The organism is Stenotrophomonas sp. MMGLT7, assembly GCF_021168555.1.
GTDB lineage: Bacteria > Pseudomonadota > Gammaproteobacteria > Xanthomonadales > Xanthomonadaceae > MMGLT7.
The window spans coordinates 121,375-141,181 of record NZ_JAJOZS010000002.1; the positions used below are offsets into that span (position 1 = coordinate 121,375).

Genomic DNA, 19,807 nt, shown 5'->3' on the forward strand with positions numbered 1-19,807 from the left:
TTAACGAATACTTGACACTCCATAGCCGCCGTCCCCCATGTCTGCTCCCCCGTCGAAACACTGCGGGAACACCGCGAAACGCTGTAGGAGCGACTTCAGTCGCGATCGGGCTCTACCGGTAAAGCCTCATCGCGACTGAAGTCGCTCCTACGGGTCGCTCCTGCAGTCGCCCGCGGCCATCCAGCGATCTGTGCCTGCCCCGTGGCGACCGTTTTCAGGCGAAACCTGTTTTGACACACCAATTAAGAAAGAGTTAATTCGAGATGCGCTTCCCGCAACCCTGCCGTCCCCCGAACCGCGGGACGCAGCGCCGCTGCACCGCATCGCCCATACCCGGAGTCGCAAGTCGATGAATCGCAAGTCCACGCTAGCCGCCGCCGTTGCCGTCGCACTCGGCCTTCCCTTCTCCGCCCTGGCGCAGTCCAATGCCGCGCCGGCTCCCAGCACGCTCGACACCATCATCGTCACCGGCACCCGCGTCAGCGACCGCACGGTGGCCGAGTCGCAGTCGCCGATCGACATCGTCACCCCGCAGGCGCTGCGGTCCACCGGTTCCACCGAGCTGGCCACCGCCCTCTCGCGCGTGCTTCCCTCGCTCAACTTCCCGCGCCCGGCGCTGGTGGACGGCACCAGCGGCGTGCGCCCGGCGCAGCTGCGCGGGCTGTCGCCGGACCAGGTGCTGGTCCTGGTCAACGGCAAGCGCTACCACTCCTCGGCCGCCATCAACCTCAACGGCAGCATCGGCCGCGGCTCCTCGGCGGTGGACCTGAACACCATCCCGATCGCCGCCATCGAGCGCGTGGAGGTGCTGCGCGACGGCGCCTCGGCGCAGTACGGCTCCGATGCCATCGCCGGCGTGATCAACATCGTGCTCAAGGGCGCGGGCCAGGGCGGCAGCCTGGGCGTGAACTACGGCAAGTACTCCGCCGGCGACGGCTCGCAGTACCAGCTCTCCGGCGACACCGGCGTGAGCTTCGGCGACGGGCGCGGCACGCTGCACGTGGCCGGCCAGATCGACAAGCAGGACGAGACCAACCGCTCCGGCCCCTATGCCGGTACCACGCCCAATACCGGCAACTACCCGGCGGTCGGGGAGAAGGCCTTCGTCATCGGCGACCCCAGGGTCCAGGCCGAATCGGTCTCGGCCAACGGCGAGTTCCAGTTCTCCGACGCGGTCACCGGCTATGCCACGGCGCTGGCCAGCAACCGCGACATCGACTCGTTCGCGTTCTATCGCTCCAGGAACCACAGCAACCAGACGGCCCTGCTGGCGCAGTTCTACCCGGATGGCTACGTTCCGGTGATCAACCAGTACTCCAAGGACCGCACCCTGCTGGCGGGCCTGAAGGGGGCCACCGACGGCGGCTTCACCTGGGACGTGAGCTACAACTACGGCTACAACAAGATCGACTACAACACCCGCAACACGATCAACTACACACTGGGCAGCGACAGCCCGACCCGCTTCTACGACGGCGCGCTGGAGTACACCCAGAACGCGCTCAACGCCGACTTCACCCAGCCGCTGGACTGGGGCCTGGCCTATCCGGTGACCTTCGCCTTCGGCGCCGAATACCGCCAGGAGAAGTGGAACCAGTCGCCGGGCGCCGAAGGTTCCTACCTGGGCAGCGGCGCGCAGGGCTTCCCGGGCTTCACCCCGGCCAACGCCGTCCACGCCGACCGCCACAACTACGCCGTCTACGCCGGCCTGGAGGCCGACCTGACCGACAAGTTCTCCGCCGGCCTGACCGGCCGCTACGAGGACTACTCGGACTTCGGCAGCAAGACCTCCGGCAAGCTGTCGCTGCGCTATGCGTTCACCGACGCGGTGGCGTTGCGCGCCACCGTGTCCAACGGCTTCCGCGCCCCCTCGCTGGCCCAGCAGAGCTTCCAGGCCATCTCCAGCATCATCAGCGACGGCGTGTTCTACCAGAGCGGCACCTTCCCGGCCTCCAGCGCCGCCGCCCAGGCGCTCGGTTCCAAGCCGCTCAAGGCCGAGACCTCCACCAACTACAGCCTGGGCCTGGTGCTGCAGCCCACCAGCCAGTTCTCGCTGACGGTGGACGCCTACCAGATCGAGATCGACGACCGCATCCTGCTGTCCTCCAACGTGGCCACCAACGCGGCGGCCAATGCGCTGCTGTCGTCGCTGGGCATCGACAACGTCAGCTCGTTCCGCTATTTCACCAACGCGGCCGACACCCGCACCCGCGGCGTCGACGTGGTCGGCACCTACACCATCCCGTTCGCCGCCAGCTCGCTGAACCTCAGTGCCAGCTACGGCTACAGCAAGACCGAGATCCAGAAGCTGGACGATTCGCCCAGCGCGCTCACGGACCTGGGCATCACCACCTCGCTGGTGGCCCGCGACGAGATCGGCCGGCTGGAGGACAGCTTCCCGAAGGACAAGGCGGTGCTGGGCGGGAAGTGGACCGCCGAGCACTGGGACCTGGGCCTGACCGCGACCCGCTACGGCGACTTCACGGTGCGCAACGCGACCGACCCCACCCGCGACCAGACCTTCGACGCCAAGTGGATCGTGGACGTCTCGGCCAGCTACAAGCCGAGCGAGCAGTGGACGCTGACGCTGGGCGCCGACAACGTGTTCGACACCTATCCGGACAAGAACATCTACCTCAACTCCACCAGCGGCGTGTTCCCGTACAGCAACTACTCGCCGTTCGGCTTCAACGGCGCCTACGTCTACGGGCGCGTCAACTACACGTGGTGACCGGCCGCTGAGCGTCGCCCGCGGCGGTCCCGGTTGCGCCGGGATCGCCGCGGGTTCGTTCCGCGCCCGGCGCGGGATGCCCCAGGCCGCGTCCGACACGCCTTTCGATCGCGGCCCGGGCGGCGCCCGCACGCGAGCGCACAGGCCGCGCCGCGCCGGCCCGCACACGCAAGCCAAGCGCACCGATGCCCGCCCGCAGCGCGAAAAGACGACGCCGGTTTGCGCATAAACCGGCCAATCGGCGAAACTCGGGCACTTGCCAGCGCTTGGGATCCGGATGCATCACGACACCAGCCTCATCGACATCATCGCCGTCGGCCTGGCGATCGCCTTCGTGCTCGGTACGCTGGCCAACAAGCTGAAAGTCTCGCCTCTGGTGGGCTACCTGCTGGCGGGCGTGTTCGTGGGTCCGTTCACCCCGGGCTTCGTCGCCGACCAGGACCTGGCCAACCAGCTGTCGGAGCTGGGCGTGATGCTGCTCATGTTCGGCGTCGGGCTGCACTTCTCGCTCGAAGACCTGATGGAAGTGAAGTGGATCGCGATCCCCGGCGCCATCGCCCAGATCGCGGTCGCCACCCTGCTCGGCTGGGGCCTGGCCTGGAGCATGGGCTGGTCGCCGATCAACGGGCTGGTGTTCGGCCTGGCGCTGTCGGTGGCCAGCACGGTGGTGCTGCTGCGCGCGCTGGAGGAACGCCGCCTGCTTGAGACCAAGCGCGGCAAGATCGCCATCGGCTGGCTGATCGTCGAGGACCTGGTGATGGTGGTGGCGCTGGTGCTGCTGCCGGCACTGGCCGACATCCTCGGCGACACCGGCGCGGCGGCGGCGGCCGACGGCGGCTCGGCGACCATCCTCAAGGCGCTGGGCTGGACCCTGCTGAAGGTGGCCGCGTTCGTGGCGGTGATGCTGGTGGTCGGCGCGCGGGTCATCCCGTGGACGCTGGAGAAGGTGGCCGCGACCGGCTCGCGCGAGCTGTTCACGCTGTCGGTGCTGGCCATCGCGCTGGGCGTGGCGTTCGGCTCGGCGCTGCTGTTCGGCGTGTCGTTCGCGCTGGGCGCGTTCTTCGCCGGCATGCTGCTCAACCGCTCCGAGCTCAGCCACAAGGCCGCCAACGACTCACTGCCGCTGCGCGACGCGTTCGCGGTGCTGTTCTTCGTCTCGGTCGGCATGCTGTTCGACCCGCACATCCTGCTGCAGCACCCGCTGCTGGTGCTGGCGACCTTCCTGACGATCACCGTGGGCAAGTCGGTGGCGGCGTACTTCATCGTGCGCGCGTTCGGCCATCCCACCTCCACCGCGCTGACCATCTCCGTCAGCCTGGCGCAGATCGGCGAGTTCTCCTTCATCCTGGCCGGGCTGGGCGTGAGCCTGGCGATCCTGCCCGAGACCGGCCGCGACCTGGTGCTGGCCGGCGCGCTGATGTCGATCATCGCCAACCCGTTCCTGTTCTCCTGGCTGGACCGCTGGCAGGCCAAGCACCCGATCCTGGTGCCGGCCAAGGCCGAGCCGGAGCTGCCGCCCGGCCCCTCGCTGGACCTGCATGGCCACGCCATCGTGATCGGCTACGGCCGCGTCGGCCAGGAGCTGGCGCGGGTGCTGCGCGAGCGCGGGGTCCCGGTGCTGGCGATCGACGACAACCGCGAGCACGTGGCCAAGGCGCATGCCCTGGGCATCCCCGCCATCCGCGGCAGCGCGGCGGCCGACAAGGTGCTGGCCGAGGCCCATCCGGAGCGCGCCAAGATCGCGGTGCTGGCGATCCCGCAGCCGCTGGAGGCCGGCGAGGCGCTGGCCAAGCTGCGCGCGCTGAACCCGTCGCTGACCCTGCTGGCGCGCGCGCACAGCGACGCCGAGGTCCGGCACCTGCTGGAACACGGCGCCGACGGCGCGGTGATGGCCGAGCGCGAACTGGCCTACTCGCTGGCCGAGATGGTGATGTCCACCCCGCCCTATCGCACGATGGACAAGCCGATCCCCACGCTGTAGGGCAGCAGCGCCAAGCTATCGTCAGTAGGAGCGACTTCAGTCGCGATGGAGCTTTACCGGTAAAGCCGCATCGCGACTGAAGTCGCTCCTACGACGGCGATTGCGCCGAAAGCGCCAGCGCCACCAGCACCGCGGCCTCGGTCAGCTCGGCCAGCGCGCCGCAGGTGTCGCCGGTCATCCCCTGCAGCCGCCGCAGGCAGGCGCGCCGCCACGCCGCGAACACCAGCGCGGCGGCCAGCAGCGCCGCAATCCCGGCCCAGCCGGCGCAGGACGCCAGCAGGACGGCCAGCACGATCGCCGCCAGGCAGGGCCTGCGCGCCGCCGCGGCCAGGCCGCTGCCGATGCCGCCGGCACGCACGTACGGCATCGACACGAACGCCGCGGAGAGCGCGGTCCGCGCCAGCAGCGGCGCCAGCCACAGCAGCGGCCAGCCTGCGGCCGGCAGGCTGGCCAGCGCGGCGAACTTCAGCAGCAGCACCAGCACCAGCGCGCTCACCCCGGCCGGGCCGCTGCGCGGGTCCTTCATGATCTCCAGGGTGCGCGCGCGGTCGCCCATGCCGCCGACCCAGGCGTCGGCACTGTCGGCCAGGCCGTCCAGGTGCAGGCCCCCGGTCAGCCACGTCCACAGCGCCACCAGCACCGCGGCCGCCAGCAGCGGCGGCGCGCCGCGCAGCAGCCAGGCCGCGGCGCACAGCAGCACGCCGAGCAGAAACCCCACCAGCGGGTACCAGGCCAGCGAGCGCGCCTGCACCCCGGGCTGCGCGAACACCCGCGCGGGCACCGGAATCCGGGTCAGGAACCCCAGCGCCGCGAGCAGGCCGTCGATCATGCGCCGGCCACGGCCGGCGGCCAGCGCAGCGGATGCAGCGAGGCGTGCGCCACCTCGATCGAGGCCATGTCGGCGAACGGACGCGCCTCGGCGCGGCAGCGGATCAGGCGGATCGCGCCGCCATGGGTCACCACCAGCACGCGCCGGCCGCTGTCCGCGTGCTCGGCGGCGATGTCGTCCAGCGCCGCGCACAGCCGCTGGCCGAATGCGGCCAACGGCTCCGCGCCCGGTGGCGGGAAGGCCTCCGGGTCGGCCCAGAAGCGGCCGAGCGCATCGCCGTCGTCGCGGGCGATGTCCTCGATCGGCACGCCCTGCCAGTCGCCGAAGTGGTATTCGCGCAGGCGCGCATCCAGCCGCAGCGGCAGCCCGCGCTGGGCGGCCAGCTCGGCGGAAAAGCGCGCGCAGCGCTGCAGCGTGGAGGACACCACCGCGTCCCAATGCCCCGCCGCCGTGGCCAGGCGCAGCTGGCGCCAGCCGAGCTCGCTGAGCGGGTCGTCCAGTTGCCCGCGGTAGCTGCGCTGGCCGGTGTCGCCGTGGCGCAGCAGGTCGATCGAGGTCGGGAATGGGGAATCGGGAATCGGGAATGGGTGGGTCGGCAATGGCATTGTCATCGGTAAAGCCTCATAGGGCGTCCGGTTGGCCGGGAGGCGGCGTGCCGGTTGAAGCGGGGAATCGGGAATGGAGAATCGGGAATCGGAACGGCGGGGTCGGACGAACTGGACGATGGCGGCGATACCCTTTCCACGGCAACGCCGTTGCCATGACCCACCCAATCCCCAATCCCGATTCCCCCCTTTTCACCCCTGCGACACCCCCGCTTCGCCGAACGTGGCCATGCCGCCGTGCAGCGCGCAGGCCAGGCGCAGCAGCGGCACCGCCACCGCCGCGCCGCTGGCCTCGCCCAGGCACAGGCCCAGGTCGAGCAGCGGCTCGGCCTGCAGCGCCTCCAGCACCGCGGCGTGGCCGCGCTCGTGCGAGCGATGCGCAAACAGCAGCCAGTCGCGCACCCCGGGATTGATGCGCACCGCCGCCAGCGCCGCGGTGGTGGCGATGAAGCCGTCCACCAGCACCGGGATGCCCGCCTGCGCGGCGGCGATGCAGGCGCCGGACATCGCCGCGATCTCGAACCCGCCCAGCCGCCGCAGCTGCTCCAGCGCGCCGTCGGCATCGGCATGCAGCGCCAGTGCGCGCGCGACCACCGCGGCCTTGCGCGCCACCCCCGCCGCGTCCAGCCCGGTACCGGGCCCGGCCAGTTCCTGCGGCGAGCGCCGCAGCAGCGCGCAGGCCAGCGCCGCGGCAACGGTGGTGTTGGCGATGCCCATCTCGCCGCCGATGAACAACTGCGCACCGGCCGCACGCGCCTGCGCGATGCTGTCGGCGCCGGCCGCCAGCGCGGCGGCGAGCTGCGCCGGCGTCATCGCCGGGGCCTGGCAGAAGTTGGCGGTGGAGGCGGCGATGAGCGCGCGCCGCACCCCGGGCACCTCGCCCGGATCGTTGACGGTGCCGAGGTTGACCACCTCCAGCGTGGCGCCGAGTTCGCGCGCCAGCACCGCGATCGCCGCGCCGCCATGGGCGAAGTTGCGCACCATCTCGCCGGTGACCGCCTGCGGGAACGCCGACACGCCCTCGGCGGCGACGCCGTGGTCGCCGGCGTAGACCGCGATCCATACCGTGTCCAGCCGCGGGCGCTCGCTGCGCTGCCACGCCGCCAGCTGCACCGCCAGCGCCTCCAGCCGGCCCAGCGAACCCGGCGGCTTGGTCAGCTGCAGCTGCCGCGCCAGCGCCGCCTCGCGCGCGGCCGCATCGGCGATGGCGCAACCGGCATGGATCCATTCGATGTCCACAACACTCACAGGGGATCTCCTTTCAGAATCATCGGCAGGCCGGCGACCACGAACGCCACGCGCTCGCAGCGCGCCGCCAGCGCCTGGTGCAGGCGGCCCGCCTCGTCGACGAAGCGGCGCGCCAGCTCGCCCATCGGCACCACGCCCTGCCCGACCTCGTTGCTCACCAGCACGATGTGGCCGGGCAGCCGCGGCAGCACGTCCAGCAGTGCCCCGCGCTCGCGTGCCAGCAACGCCTCGTCGCCGCTGCCGAGCAGGTTGCTCAGCCACAGCGTCAGGCAGTCCACCAGCAGGCAGCGGCCGTCCCCGGCCTGCGCGCGCAGGGTGGCGGCCAGCGCCAGCGGCTCCTCCACGCACTGCCAGTGCGATGGTCGCCGGGCGCGGTGGTGGGCGATGCGTGCGGCCATCTCACCGTCGAAGGCCTGCGCGGTGGCGATGTAGACCACCTCGCCGGCAGTGGCCGCGGCGATGCGTTCGGCCAGCGCGCTCTTGCCGGAGCGGGCGCCGCCGAGGATCAGCTCGCGCATGCCGGCTCTCCTTCCGCGCGCTCCGGGCGGGCCGGGTCGGTCGCGGTCAGCCGCGCCAGCGCGGCGGTATCCAGGTGCGCTTCCACCGCATCGGCCAGCCGCTCCAGCGTGGCCTCGCGCAGCGCGTGCAGGTCCAGCGGCTCGGCCTGCTCCAGCCCGGCCCAGGCCAGCAGTGCCGACAGCGCCTGCGGCGCGTCGAATACGCCGTGCAGGTAGGTGCCCAGCACCTGCCCGTCGGCCGAGACCGCGCCATCGCCGCGGCCGTCGTCCAGCTGCAGCAGCGGCCTCCGCAGCGCGGGCCCGGTGCTGACGCCGCAATGGATCTCGTAGCCGTGCGCAGGCGCGTCGCCGAGCGCGAGCCGGCCCTGCACGCGGCGCAGCTGCTTGTGCGGCTCCAGCGTGGTCTCCAGTTCCAGCCAGCCCAGGCCGGCGCTGCTGCCGGGCGCGCCTTCGATGCCGTGGGGATCGTGCACGGCGCGGCCGAGCATCTGCAGCCCACCACAGATGCCGAGCAGCCTGCCGCCGTAGCGCAGGTGGCGGGCGATCGCCGCATCCCAGCCCTGCGCGCGCAGCCAGTGCAGGTCGGCGCGGGTGGACTTGCTGCCCGGCAGCACGACCAGGTCGCAGGCCGGGATGTCCTCGCCGGGGCCGACGAAGCGCAGCTGCACCTGCGGGTGCGCGGCCAGCGCGTCGAAATCGGTGTGGTTGCTGATGCGCGGCAGCGCCGGCACCGCCACCTGCAGCCGTGCCCGCGGCTTGTCCTGGCGCATGCGCGGCAGCGCGTCCTCGGCTTCCAGCTGCAGGCCGTGCAGGTACGGCAGCACCCCCAGCACCGGCTTGCCGGTCTCCTTCTCGAGCCAGTCCAGGCCCGGCTGCAGCAGTGCCTGGTCGCCGCGGAAGCGGTTGATGACGAAGCCGGCCACGCGTGCGCGCTCGCTTTCCGACAGCAGCGCCAGCGTGCCCACCAGGTGCGCGAACACGCCGCCGCGGTCGATGTCGGCGACCAGGATCACCGGGCAGTCCACCGCCTCGGCGTAACCCATGTTGGCGATGTCGTTGGCGCGCAGGTTGATCTCGGCAGGGCTGCCGGCGCCTTCCACCAGCAGCGTGTCGAAGCGTTCGGCCAGGCGCGCGTGCGAGGCCAGCACCGCCTCGCGCGCGGTGCGCTTGTAGTCGTGGTAGCCGGCCGCGTCGAGATTGGCGACGGCGCGGCCATGCACGATCACCTGCGCACCGGTGTCGCTGTTGGGCTTGAGCAGCACCGGGTTGAAATCGGTGTGCGGGGCCAGCCCGCAGGCCTGCGCCTGCACCGCCTGGGCGCGGCCTATCTCGCCGCCGTCCACGGTGACGGCCGAGTTCAGCGCCATGTTCTGCGGCTTGAACGGCGCCACCGCCACTCCGCGCCGGTGCAGCCAGCGGCACAGTGCGGCGACCAGCGTGCTCTTGCCGGCATCGGAGGTGCAGCCCTGGACCATCAGTACCGCGGCGTGCCCGGCGCGCGCCCTCGCAGGGGCGACTGTAGGAGCGACTTCAGTCGCGATGGAGCTTTCCCGGGAAAGCCCCATCGCGACTGAAGTCGCTCCTACAGTCGCTCCTACGGGCGCTCCTGCCGGATCAAGCGCACCCAGCTCGGCCAGCGCGGCGTCCAGGCGCGCCAGTCCCGCGTCGTCGGGCGGCAGGCCGAAGCGCAGGCTGGCCGGCTCGGCGAACAGCCGCACCAGGATGCCGCGGCGCGCCAGCGCGTGGTGCAGCGCGGCCGCATCCTCGCGCCGGCACCACTGGAAGAAGTCGGTGCCGGCGCTGGGCACGATGCCGTGCCGCCGCAGCACGCCGGCGAGCGCGGCCGAGGCGGTGCGCAGGCGCGGGATCGCCTGCCGCTGCCAGTCGCGGTCGGCCAGCGCCTGCCGCAGCGCCCAGCGCGTCGGCCCGGCCAGCGTCCAGGGCCCCAGGCGTTCGCGCAGCGCCTCGAGCAGCGGCGCGGCCGCGGCGACGAAGCCGGCACGCGCGCCGGCCATGCCGAAGAACTTGCCGACCGAACGCAGCACCACCAGTCCGGCACGGTCGGCATGCGCGCACAGGCTCGCCTGCGGCGTCGCATCCATGAAGGCCTCGTCGACCACCAGCCAGCCCCCGCGCGCGGCCAGCCGCGCATGCAGCGCCAGCAGTTCGTCGCTGCCGAAGCGGTCGCCGCCGGGATTGTTCGGATGGATCAGCACCAGCACGTCGAATGCCTGCGCACGCGCCAGCAGTTCGACGGACGGCAGCACATCGACCTCGTGCCCGGCAGTGCGCCAGGCATGCGCATGCTCGGCATAGCCCGGCGCGATCACCCCGACCCGGCTGCGCGCGCGCAACCGCGGCAGCGCCTGGATCGCGGCCTGCGAACCGGCCACCGGCAGCAGTCCCGGCGCACCGTAGTAGGCGCAGGCGGCCTCTACCAGGCCATCGTCGTCCTCGGGCAGACGCTGCCAGGCCTGCGGCGGGATGGCCGGCAGCGGCCACGGGAACGGGCTGACGCCGGTGGACAGGTCCAGCCAGCGCCCGGGCTCGATGCCGTACTGGCGCGCCGCGCGCAGCAGGCGCCCGCCGTGCTCAAGCATGTCGCGCCCTGCCTGTCATCGTCCGCCGCAATCCACCGTGTCCAAGCGGGGAAGGATACGCCGCGCGAGCGGAGCGGTTCCATCGGCAGGCGGCGGGCCGGAATGTGTCATCCATGTCATCGCCGCCATGATCCGCAGCGCCGGCGGCGGCAACATGGCGCATCCACCTCGAGGAGCCGCCCCATGTCCCAGCACCGTTTCGCCCTTGCATCGATCCTCGCCGTCCTGGCCGCCAGCCCGCTGCTCGCCGCCGCCGCGCAGAAGACCCCGCAGCAGGAGCTGATGAGCAAGTGCTCGGCGCAGAACAAGGGCAAGACCGGCGATGCCTACAAGAGCGCGCAGAAATCCTGCCTGAGCGGCGGCAGCGCCGGCGGCAAGAGCTCCGCCAATGCGTCGCAGCAGCGCATGAAGGACTGCAATGCGCAGGCCGCCGGCAAGAAGGGCGACGAGCGCAAGAGTTTCCTGGGCGACTGCCTCAAGAGCCACTGAGGCTGCGGCCGGCGTGTCGTGGGTAGAGCCAAGGCTGGGGCGTTCCCGGCAGCTGATTAGTGTCCAGTGCCGGCCGTCGTGCATTTGCGCAGCCTTCCAGTCGTCGTCGCCGCGAAGGCGGGGACCCCGCGACCCGAGCCTGTACCGCGGCAAGGCACTGGGTCCCGCCTTCGCGGGGACGACGGCCGGTTTCGATACGGGAACCGACAGTTGGCGCTAGTCATCGGTGCCGGGAACGCATCGGCCACGGCTCGACGCTGGCGCGGGATGCGCCCTTGGGGCAATCAGGACGGCAAGAACGGCAATGGCGCCAGCATCGCCGCGCCCACCGTCAGCCACAGCAGCACCCCGCCGCGCACCAGCCGCAATGCGCGGCGGATGCTTCCGGCCCGAGGCAACTCCCCCTCGCCCAGCGGCGGACGCATCTGCCATTGCCCGTGGTAGGGCGCCGCGCCGCCAAGCCGCAGCCGCAGCGCGCCGGCGCCGGCGGCCATCACCGGACCGGCGTTCGGGCTCTTCCAGCCGCGCCCCTGCAGGCGCCAGCAGCGCAGCGCGGCGGCGGTATCGCCCAGCACCGCGTAGGTCAGCGCACACAGCCGCGCCGGCAGCCAGTTGAGCACGTCGTCGATGCGCGCCGCCGCCCAGCCGAAATGGCGGTAGCGCGGGGTGCGATAGCCCCACATCGCGTCCAGCGTGTTCGACAACCGGTACAGCACCGCGCCCGGCGCGCCCAGCAGCGCCGCCCAGAACAGTGCGGCGAACACCGCGTCGCTGCCGTTCTCCAGCACCGACTCGGTGGCCGCCGTCGCCACCTGGGTGCGATCCAGCCGCGCGGTGTCGCGGCTGACGATGCGCGACACCGCGGCACGGGCGGCGGGCAGGTCGTCGCGTTCCAGCGCCAGCGCCACCGGCAGCGCGTGCTCGCCCAGGCTGCGCAGGCCCAGCGCCAGGTACAGCGCCAGCGCCGAGAACGCGGCCGCCAGCCAAGGCGACAGCCACCACAACCCGGCCTGCAGCAGCGCCGCCAGCAGCGTCCACGGCAGCACCGCCGCGCACCATGCCGCCACGCCGGCGCGGCGGCGGTCGCGGTACAGCCGCGCCTCGATCCGTTGCGCCCAGCGCCCGAACAGCACCAGCGGATGCGCGCGGCGCGGCTCGCCCAGCAGCAGGTCGAGCAGCACCGCGGCGACGGCGACCAGCAACACCGTCGTCATGGCTGCAACGCTGCCGTAGGAGCGACTTCAGTCGCGATGGGCTTTACCGCGAAAGCCCCATCGCGACTGAAGTCGCTCCTACGGGGATGGTCGGGCTTCATGGCCGGAACAGCGCCACCGCCGCCTGCGGATTGGACGGGAAGTAGAAGTGCACGAAGCTGGCGGTCGACCTGCCCCGCCGGTACACCGCCTCCGCGCTCGGCCCGCCGTTCGGGTTGCGCGCCACCGCCAGCGGCTGCAGCTGCAGCGCCGCGCGCGCGTAGTGGAAGGTGTGGCCGCGCAGCACGCCTTCCGGCAGCGCCACTTCCTGCAGGCCCAGCGCCGCCGGACGATTCTGCAGCGTGGCCGTGCCCGGCAGCAGTCCGGCCAGCGGCGCGGAAGCGCCGTCCTTGCCGGTGAGCCGTTCCAGCAGCAACAGCATGCCGCCGCATTCGGCCAGCAGCGGCTTGCCGGCCTGGCAATGGGTGCGCAGCGAGGCGAACAGATCGTGCCGCTGCGACAGCGCGTCCAGGTGCAGTTCCGGGTAGCCGCCGGGCAGCCAGGCCGCATCGCACTGCGGCAGCGGCTCGCCGGCCAGCGGCGAGAAGAACTCCAGCCGCGCCCCGGCCTGCCGCAACAGGTCGAGATTGGCCGGATACAGGAAGCAGAACGCGGCATCGCGCGCGACCGCGATGCGCGTGCCCCGCAGGCCGTGCGGCGGCGACGCCGGTGCGGGCGCGGCGAAGGCCAGCGGCGGCGGCAGCGCGGTGCTGGCGTGCTCGCCCCAGGCGTCGGCCAGCGCGTCCAACCGCGCATCGAGATCGCCGACCTCGGCGGCGGCGACCAGCCCGAGGTAGCGCTCGGGCAACGCCAGTGCAGCGTCGCGCGGCAACGCTCCCATCCACGCCAGCCAGGGCGGCAGGCTCTCGCGCAGCAGCCGCGCATGGTGTGCGCCGCCGATGCGGTTGGCGGCCACGCCGTACATCGGCAGGCCGTCGCGATAGCGCGCCAGTCCCGCCCCCAGCGCACCGAAGGTCTGCGCCATCGCGCTGCCGTCGATCACCGCCAGCACCGGGATGCCGAAGCGCTGCGCCAGGTCGGCGCTGGACGGTGCGCCGTCGAACAGCCCCATCACGCCTTCGACCAGGATCAGCTCGGCCTCGCACGCAGCCGCGTGCAGGCGGCGGCGGATGTCGTCCTCGCCGGTCATCCACAGGTCCAGCTGGTAGACCGGCGCGCCGCTGGCGCGGGCGTGCAGCATGGGGTCGAGGAAGTCCGGCCCGGTCTTGAACACCCGCACGCGCCGGCCCTGGCGCCGGTGCCAGCGCGCGATCGCGGCGGTCACGCTGCTCTTGCCCTGGCCCGAGGCCGGTGCCGAGACCAGCAGGGCCGGGCAGTGCGCGACGGTGCTCACGTCCTAAAGCTCGATGCCCTTCTGCGCCATGATCCCGGCCTTGAAGGCGTGCTTGACCACGCGCATGTCGGTGACGGTGTCGGCCGCCTCGACGAGCGCGTCCGGGGCACCGCGGCCGGTGATCACCACGTGCTGGCGCGGCGGGCGCGCGGCCAGTGCGGCCAGCACGTCGGCGAGCGGGACGTACTCCTTGACCAGGGCGATGTTGAGCTCGTCCAGCAGCACGAAATCGTAGTCCGGGTCCGACAGCATCCGCCGCGCCACCTCCCACGCCGCCATCGCCGCGGCGATGTCGCGCGAGCGGTCCTGGGTCTCCCAGGTGAAGCCCTCGCCCATCACGTGGTAGTCGAGCTGATCGGGAAAGCGGCGGAAGAACGCTTCCTCTCCGGTGGCGTAGCTGCCCTTGATGAACTGCACCACGCCGCAGCGCAGGCCGTGCCCGAGCGAGCGCGCCAGCATGCCGAAGCCGGAGGAACTCTTGCCCTTGCCGTTGCCGGTGTTGACCAGCAGCACGCCGCGGTCGATCGTGGCGCGGGCGATGCGCCGGTCAACCAGTTCCTTCTGCCGCTGCGCGCGTTCGCGGTAGTAGGCGTCGTCGCGCTCGAACCTGCTCATGCCGCCATCTCCGTGGCGCGATTCACGCCGCCGCCCTGCGCGGCTGGCGCGCGGCCAGCCGCTGCCACAGCGCGGCCAGCAGCAGGCCGGCGCCGGCGTAGCCGGCCAGCGTGCCCAGGGCCCGCGGGTAGTAGTGCGGGACACGGGCGAGGAACCCGGCCAGCTCGGCATCGGGATAGCGTCCGGAGAAGAAGTAGAAACCGCCCTTGGACAGCAGGTAAGCCACGCTGGCGGCCGCCACCAGCGCCAGTGCCAGCCGCGGCACGCTGCGCCAGCCGCCATCGTGCAGCCGGCGCGCGTAGAAGCGCCCGCCCAGCCACAGCGCCGTGTAGGCGAAGGCCAGCGCCCAGTACGCCGGCGACAGGCACCAGTCGCCGATGGTGCCTGCGGCCAGGCTGCCGAAGTCCAGCAGCGAGGACAGCAGCAACAACGCCGGCAGCGCCCACAGCGGCCGCAGCAGTGCGCCGGCCAGGAAGAACACCGCCCACGACGCGCTCGGCAGCGCGTCCACCGAGGCGAAGTGCTGGCCGCGCGTGCAGATCATCAGCGCCGCCAGCAGCAGGGCGACCGTCCACTGCGCGCGGCCTTGCAGCGGCAGCGGGCGGTGGTGGTCGGATATCGCGGGGATGCCGGACATGTCTGCTCCTGGAGGTTGTCCGCCGGTCAGCCGGCGGCGACGCGGCGCACGGTACCGATCCGCACGACCAGATAATGGAGCACGAACGCCGCCGCCAGGTAGCAGGCGGTGGTGCGCACGAACAGCGGGCCCCACTGCCAGGCGCGGGCCAGGTACTGGGCGAGGTTCGGATCGGGATAGCGTCCGCCCAGCCAGTAGAAGGCGCCGTTGGAGATCAGGAACGACAGCGCCGCGGCGGCGATGCCCAGTCCCCACGCCGCGGCCAGCGAGCCGGCGCCGGCACTCAGCCGCCCGCCGTAAAGGCGGCCGGCGTACCACAGCACGCCGTAGGCCAGCGGCAGCGCCGCATAGGCCGCGGTGACGCAGAAATCGCTGACGCCGGCCAGTTCGATCGCCGCCCAGTCCACCGCGACCGCCAGCGCCAGCAACACCGCGAAGCGCCAGTGGCTGCGCAGGTACAGGCCGCCGAGGAAGAACGCCGCCATCGAGGCATCCGGCAGGTGCTGGTGCACGAGGTTGCCCTCGTGGTGGAAGCGCGTGGCCACCATCGCCACCATCAGGGTGACGAACAATGCGGTTTCGGCGGAGCGGGACAGCGGTTTCATCGGAGCAATCTCCTGTTGAATCCCCGCACACGGATGTGCGGGCTCTTGCGAGGGACTCGCCTGCTTGAACCCCCGCACATGGATGCGCGGGCTCTTGCGAGGGACTCGCCTGCTTGAATCCCCGCACACGGATGTGCGGGCTCTTGCGAGGGACTCGCACTAAAGCGGATGGTAGCGCAGCGTCAGCCGGTAGCCGCGGCCGGGCTGCGCGTACCAGCGCGCGGTCTCGTAGCCGCGGTCGAACACGTTGTCCACGCTCAGGCCGAGGCTCCAGTCGCGGGCGACCTTGTAGCCCACCCGCAGGTCCAGCAGCGCATAGCCGGCCAGGCGCACGGTGTTGGCCAGGTTGTCGTAGCGTGCGCCGGCTGCGTACATGCTGGCGCCGACGCTGAAGCCGACGAAGTCGCGGTCGGCATCGATGCGCCCGCTCTGGCGGGCACGGCGCGGCAGCCAGTTGCCGTGGTTGCTGTCGCCGTCGGCACGTGGATCCAGCCAGGTCAGGCGGGTGCGCAGCATCCAGCCGGCCAGCGTGGTGTCGTAGCCGGCCTCGACGCCGCGGATGCGCGCCTGGTCGATGTTGTTGGGCTGGCCGAACGGATGCGCGGCGTCCACCAGCGACGAATCGTAGGCGATCAGGTCGTCGACGCGGGTCTGGAACGCATTGAGCGACCAGTCGCCCCAGCCGTACTCGCCGCGCAGCCCCAGCTCGACACTGCGCGAGGTCTCCGGCCCCAGCAGCGGGTTGCCGTAGGCCGGGTAGTACAGCTCGTTGTAGGTCGGCGCCTTGAACGCGGTGCCGTAGCTGGCGGTCAGGCGCAGGTGCTCGGCGAAGTCCCAGCCCCACAGCACGCTGCCGGTATTCTTGCCGCCGAACTGGCTGTTGTCGTCGCGGCGCACGCTGGCCTGCAGCGAGTGCGCGCCGAACGCCTGCTGCCACTGCGCGAAGCCACCGCGGTTGATGCGGCGGTCCTGATCGTAGACCTCGCTGCTGGCGATCTCGTCGCGCTGCCAGTCGAAGCCGACGCTCAGCAGTCCCGGGCCGGCATCGATGTCGGCCTGTAGCGAGCCGAGGCGGCGGCGCGTATCGAACGTGGAGAGATAGGCGCCGCGGTAGTAGACGTCGCTCAGGTCAGAACTGGCGCCGACGCTGGCGGTGAACTTGAGCGCGTCGGTCGGCGCATAGCGCACGCGGCCGCCGGCCACCTGCTGCACGCCCTTGCCAAGATCGCCGCCGCTGCTGCCGCCGTCGTACTCGTTGCGGCTCTGCGCGCGTAGCGCCTGCACGTCCGCATCCCACTGGCGGTTGAAGCGCCAGCCGCCCTGCACGCTCAGCGAGTCGTTGCGGTAGCCGTCGCGGTCCGGGTCGTAGGCGCTGTTGGCGGTGTTGAGGTAGGCGTTGATGCCGTCGGTCTGCTCGTGCGCGGCATTGACCGAGTACCAGCCGCCGCGCTCGCCCAGGTCTCCCGGGCTGCGGCCGGCCACGCCGGCGCTGTAGCGGCGTGTGCCGTCGTTGCCGGCGGCGATGCCCAGGGTCGGCACGAACGGCCCCTGCGGGCGGCGGGTGAACACCTGGATCACGCCGCCGATCGCCTCCGAGCCGTACAGGCTGGAGAACGGCCCGCGCACGATCTCGATGCGCTCGATCTGCTCGACCGGGATGTCCTGCAGCGCCGCGCCGCCGGAGGTGGCCGAGCCGATCCGCACGCCGTCCACCAGCACCAGCACGTGGTCGGACTCGGTGCCGCGCAGGAACAGCGAGGTCGCCTTGCCGGGACCACCGTTGTTGGCCAGCGACACGCCGGCCTCGCCGCGCAGCAGGTCCGGCAGCGACGCCACCTGGCGGCGCTCGATCTGCGCGCGGTCGATCACGGTGACCGGCGCCAGCGCCTGGTCCTGGGTCTGCGCGGTGCGGGTGGCGGTGACCACGACCTGGTCCAGGTCGACGGCCTCGGCGGCCAGCGCCGGCGCGGCAAGCGATGGCGACAGCGCGGCGGCCAGCACGGCGCCGCGCAGCGGAACATGGGGGAAGGACATTCGGACTGCAACTCCTGGAACCGCGCCTGCCCGCGCGGATGCGGTGGAAGAAGGCAGGCGGGAACAGGCGACGGGCACCGGGCCGACATGCGGCAGGTGGCCATTGCCACGCCCACCGCGTGCCGGTCATTGGCCCTGTGGCCGGTCTCCGGGCTCGCGAGCGAAGGCCTGAGCAGGCCTTCCCATCCCGCGCCTTCCCATGCCGAAGCACAGTGGCGTTGCGTGCGGGATGTTGTCTCGCCCACCGTTGCGGGGGCAGCTCCGGCATTGCCGGCCTGGCAGCGTGGGCGGCAGAAGCCGTCCGCGCGCCGGGCCCGCGCACCGTATTCCCGTTCAAACCGCCGGCCAGCCGGCGGTCACCTCAGGGGGCGCAGATGTTAACAGTTCGTGGCCTCGGCCGCTGCCCCGCAGCGGCCCGCGCAGCTGCGACCACCGGTCGCTTCCTCGACGTGGCCGGCCAGCTCGTGTAGGGTTATTTTTGCATCGCAGCATGCCGGCAAGGGCATTCAACACACATTGCTTGCCGCCCACGGCAGTGGTTTCCATGCCTGCGTCGGCCCTCGCGGCCTGCACTCCCACCGCCGTTTGCCCGAACGTGGCACCTCCCCCCGCCTTCCCTCCCGAGAGTCATGCCGACAACCGATCAAGCCATTCCCGCACCCCCCCCCTCCCAGCCGACGAAGTCGGGCTCCACTTCCGAGAGCCGGTTCGTCCGCCTGATCACCGTCATCGCAACGATGGGCGCGCTGGCGTTCGGCTACGACACCGGCGTGATCTCCGGCGCGCTGCCCTTCATGACCTTGCCCCAGGAGCAGGGTGGACTCTCGCTCACGCCGCTGACCGAGGGCCTGGTCGCCTCCTCGCTGGTGTTCGGCGCAGCCTTCGGCTCCTTCTTCAGCGGCCACTTCAGCGAATCGCGCGGACGCCGCGACTCTCTGAAGCTGGTGGCCATCATCTTCTTCCTCGGCGCGATCGGCACCGCGCTGGCGCCCAACGTGGAAATCATGGTGCTGATGCGCTTCGTGCTCGGCCTGGCCGTGGGCGGCGCTTCGGCGATCGTGCCGGTGTTCATCGCCGAGATGGCGCCGCCCGGGCGCCGCGCGCGACTGGTCAGCCAGAGCGAGCTGATGATCGTGAGCGGGCAGTGCATCGCCTACATCTCCAATGCCGTGCTCGCCCACCTGTCCGACGAGGCCGAGGTGTGGCGGGTGATGCTCGCCCTCGCCGCGGTGCCGGCGGCGCTGCTGTGGCTGGGGCTGCTGTTCATCCCCGGCTCGCCGCGCTGGCTGGCCGCGCGCGGCCGCATCGACGAGGCCCGCGCGGTGCTGCAGCGCATCCGCAGCAGCGACGCGCAGGTGGAGAAGGAGCTGGACGAGATCACCGGCGAGCGCGAGCAGGAAGCGCACCAGGCGCGCTGGCGCGACATCGCCGCCGAGCGCTGGATCCGGATCGTGCTGGCGATCGGCATCGGGCTGGGCTTCATGATCCAGTTCACCGGCATCAACGCCTTCATGTACTTCACGCCGATCATCCTCCAGTCCACCGGCCTGGGCACCAATGCCGCGATCACCGCCACCATCGGCAACGGCGTTGTCGCGGTGATCGCCACCCTGGTCGGCATCTGGCTGATCGGCCGCCATGGCCGCCGCCCGATGCTGCTGACCGGCCTGGGCGCGGTCATCGTGGCGCAGCTGGCGCTGGGCGCGGTGCTGCTGTACGTGCCGGTCTCGCCGCTGCAGAGCTATGCGGCGCTGGCCTGCATCCTGTTCTTCCTGTTCTTCATGCAGATGCTGATCGCACCGGTGTACTGGCTGCTGATGTCCGAGCTGTTCCCGCTGCACGTGCGCGGCCTGGTCACCGGCCTGGCGGTGTCGATCCAGTGGGTGTTCAACTCGATCGTCTCGTTCCTGTTCCCGATGATGCTGACCGAGCTGGGCTACATCACCTTCTTCATCCTCGCCGGCATCAACGTCGTATCGCTGGCCTTCGTGTTGCTGTGCGTGCCGGAGACGCGCGGCAAGTCGCTGGAGAAGATCGAGGCCTTCCTCAAGGACCGGCACAGCCTGGACGAGGCCTGAGCCGCCGGAGCGGAGGCCAGGCAAGCTCCCTTCCCCCGCTTGCGGGGGAAGGTGCCCGGAGGGCGGATGGGGGGCTGCCTGGAGCATGGGGAAGACACAGCAAAAGCGCCCTCATCCGGCGCTGCGCGCCACCTTCTCCCGTGAACGGGAGAAGGGAAGCCCCCGCAGTGATTCCGGATGAGCGAGCGCTGTTCCCTTCTCCCGCTTGCGGGGGAAGGTGCCCGGAGGGC

At 71.6% G+C, this 19,807-nt stretch carries 15 protein-coding genes, 1 pseudogene and 1 riboswitch; of the genes and pseudogenes, 4 read left to right on the forward strand and 12 right to left on the reverse strand.

Translation table 11 applies throughout. The annotated features are described in order from the left end of the window. The first annotated feature begins 349 nt into the window (after positions 1-349). Together LRX76_RS03305 and ybaL are read left to right on the forward strand one after the other, a co-directional pair. The gene (locus LRX76_RS03305; protein ID WP_231802074.1) at positions 350-2,731 is read left to right on the forward strand and encodes a TonB-dependent receptor; all 2,382 of its coding nucleotides are present in this window, start codon (positions 350-352) and stop codon (positions 2,729-2,731) included. A 277-nt stretch (positions 2,732-3,008) separates the two neighbouring features. Beyond that, positions 3,009-4,712: a YbaL family putative K(+) efflux transporter gene (gene ybaL / locus LRX76_RS03310; protein WP_231802076.1), complete on the forward strand. Its 1,704-nt coding sequence runs from the start codon at positions 3,009-3,011 to the stop codon at positions 4,710-4,712. 88 nt (positions 4,713-4,800) lie between these two features. Here the strand turns inward: ybaL and LRX76_RS03315 are convergent, their stop codons facing one another. The 6 genes and pseudogenes from LRX76_RS03315 to cobD all read right to left on the reverse strand — a co-directional run. Next, on the reverse strand, positions 4,801-5,541 hold the full coding sequence (locus tag LRX76_RS03315) for an adenosylcobinamide-GDP ribazoletransferase (RefSeq protein WP_231802079.1): 741 nt from the start codon (positions 5,539-5,541) through the stop codon (positions 4,801-4,803). Further along, a complete protein-coding gene (locus tag LRX76_RS03320; protein ID WP_231802617.1) occupies positions 5,538-6,092 on the reverse strand; it encodes a histidine phosphatase family protein in 555 nt (184 codons plus the stop codon). Before LRX76_RS03320 ends, LRX76_RS03315 begins: the two co-directional genes overlap by 4 nt. 246 nt (positions 6,093-6,338) lie before the next feature. Continuing rightward, positions 6,339-7,385, reverse strand: coding sequence for a nicotinate-nucleotide--dimethylbenzimidazole phosphoribosyltransferase (cobT, locus tag LRX76_RS03325; protein ID WP_231802619.1), 1,047 nt, complete (start codon positions 7,383-7,385; stop codon positions 6,339-6,341). Between the two features lie 5 nt (positions 7,386-7,390). Further along, on the reverse strand, positions 7,391-7,912 hold the full coding sequence (gene cobU, locus LRX76_RS03330) for a bifunctional adenosylcobinamide kinase/adenosylcobinamide-phosphate guanylyltransferase (RefSeq protein WP_231802081.1): 522 nt from the start codon (positions 7,910-7,912) through the stop codon (positions 7,391-7,393). Continuing rightward, positions 7,900-9,387, reverse strand: coding sequence for a cobyric acid synthase (locus tag LRX76_RS03335; RefSeq protein ID WP_231802621.1), 1,488 nt, complete (start codon positions 9,385-9,387; stop codon positions 7,900-7,902). The genes cobU and LRX76_RS03335 overlap by 13 nt, the downstream gene beginning before the upstream one ends. Before the next feature lie 144 nt (positions 9,388-9,531). Then, a pseudogene (gene cobD / locus LRX76_RS03340) lies at positions 9,532-10,512 on the reverse strand (threonine-phosphate decarboxylase CobD); the annotation flags it as partial. Positions 10,513-10,695: 183 nt separating this feature from the next. Here cobD and LRX76_RS03345 point away from each other — a divergent pair. Further along, entirely contained in the window at positions 10,696-11,001 is a 306-nt protein-coding gene (locus tag LRX76_RS03345) for a PsiF family protein (protein WP_231802083.1), read from the forward strand. Positions 11,002-11,285: 284 nt separating this feature from the next. On the opposite strand, the gene cbiB is transcribed toward LRX76_RS03345, so the two are convergent. The 6 genes from cbiB to btuB form a co-directional block, all read right to left on the reverse strand. After that, entirely contained in the window at positions 11,286-12,215 is a 930-nt protein-coding gene (cbiB, locus tag LRX76_RS03350; protein ID WP_231802085.1) for an adenosylcobinamide-phosphate synthase CbiB, read from the reverse strand. Positions 12,216-12,312: 97 nt separating this feature from the next. Further along, entirely contained in the window at positions 12,313-13,608 is a 1,296-nt protein-coding gene (locus LRX76_RS03355; RefSeq protein WP_231802087.1) for a cobyrinate a,c-diamide synthase, read from the reverse strand. A gap of 3 nt (positions 13,609-13,611) precedes the next feature. Continuing rightward, positions 13,612-14,223, reverse strand: a complete 612-nt coding sequence (cobO, locus tag LRX76_RS03360) for a cob(I)yrinic acid a,c-diamide adenosyltransferase (RefSeq protein WP_231802089.1) — start codon at positions 14,221-14,223, stop codon at positions 13,612-13,614. Between the two features lie 22 nt (positions 14,224-14,245). Further along, a complete protein-coding gene (locus LRX76_RS03365; RefSeq protein WP_231802623.1) occupies positions 14,246-14,767 on the reverse strand; it encodes a hypothetical protein in 522 nt (173 codons plus the stop codon). Between the two features lie 119 nt (positions 14,768-14,886). Beyond that, positions 14,887-15,465, reverse strand: coding sequence for a hypothetical protein (locus LRX76_RS03370; protein ID WP_231802091.1), 579 nt, complete (start codon positions 15,463-15,465; stop codon positions 14,887-14,889). A 159-nt stretch (positions 15,466-15,624) separates the two neighbouring features. Next, complete coding sequence (gene btuB / locus LRX76_RS03375) at positions 15,625-17,499, reverse strand: TonB-dependent vitamin B12 receptor (protein ID WP_231802093.1); 1,875 nt, start codon at positions 17,497-17,499, stop codon at positions 15,625-15,627. A gap of 121 nt (positions 17,500-17,620) precedes the next feature. Next, a riboswitch (cobalamin riboswitch) is annotated at positions 17,621-17,878 on the reverse strand. Positions 17,879-18,128: 250 nt separating this feature from the next. On the opposite strand from btuB, the gene LRX76_RS03380 reads away from it, so the two are divergent. Beyond that, the gene (locus tag LRX76_RS03380; protein ID WP_269450699.1) at positions 18,129-19,577 is read left to right on the forward strand and encodes a sugar porter family MFS transporter; all 1,449 of its coding nucleotides are present in this window, start codon (positions 18,129-18,131) and stop codon (positions 19,575-19,577) included. Positions 19,578-19,807: the final 230 nt, after the last annotated feature.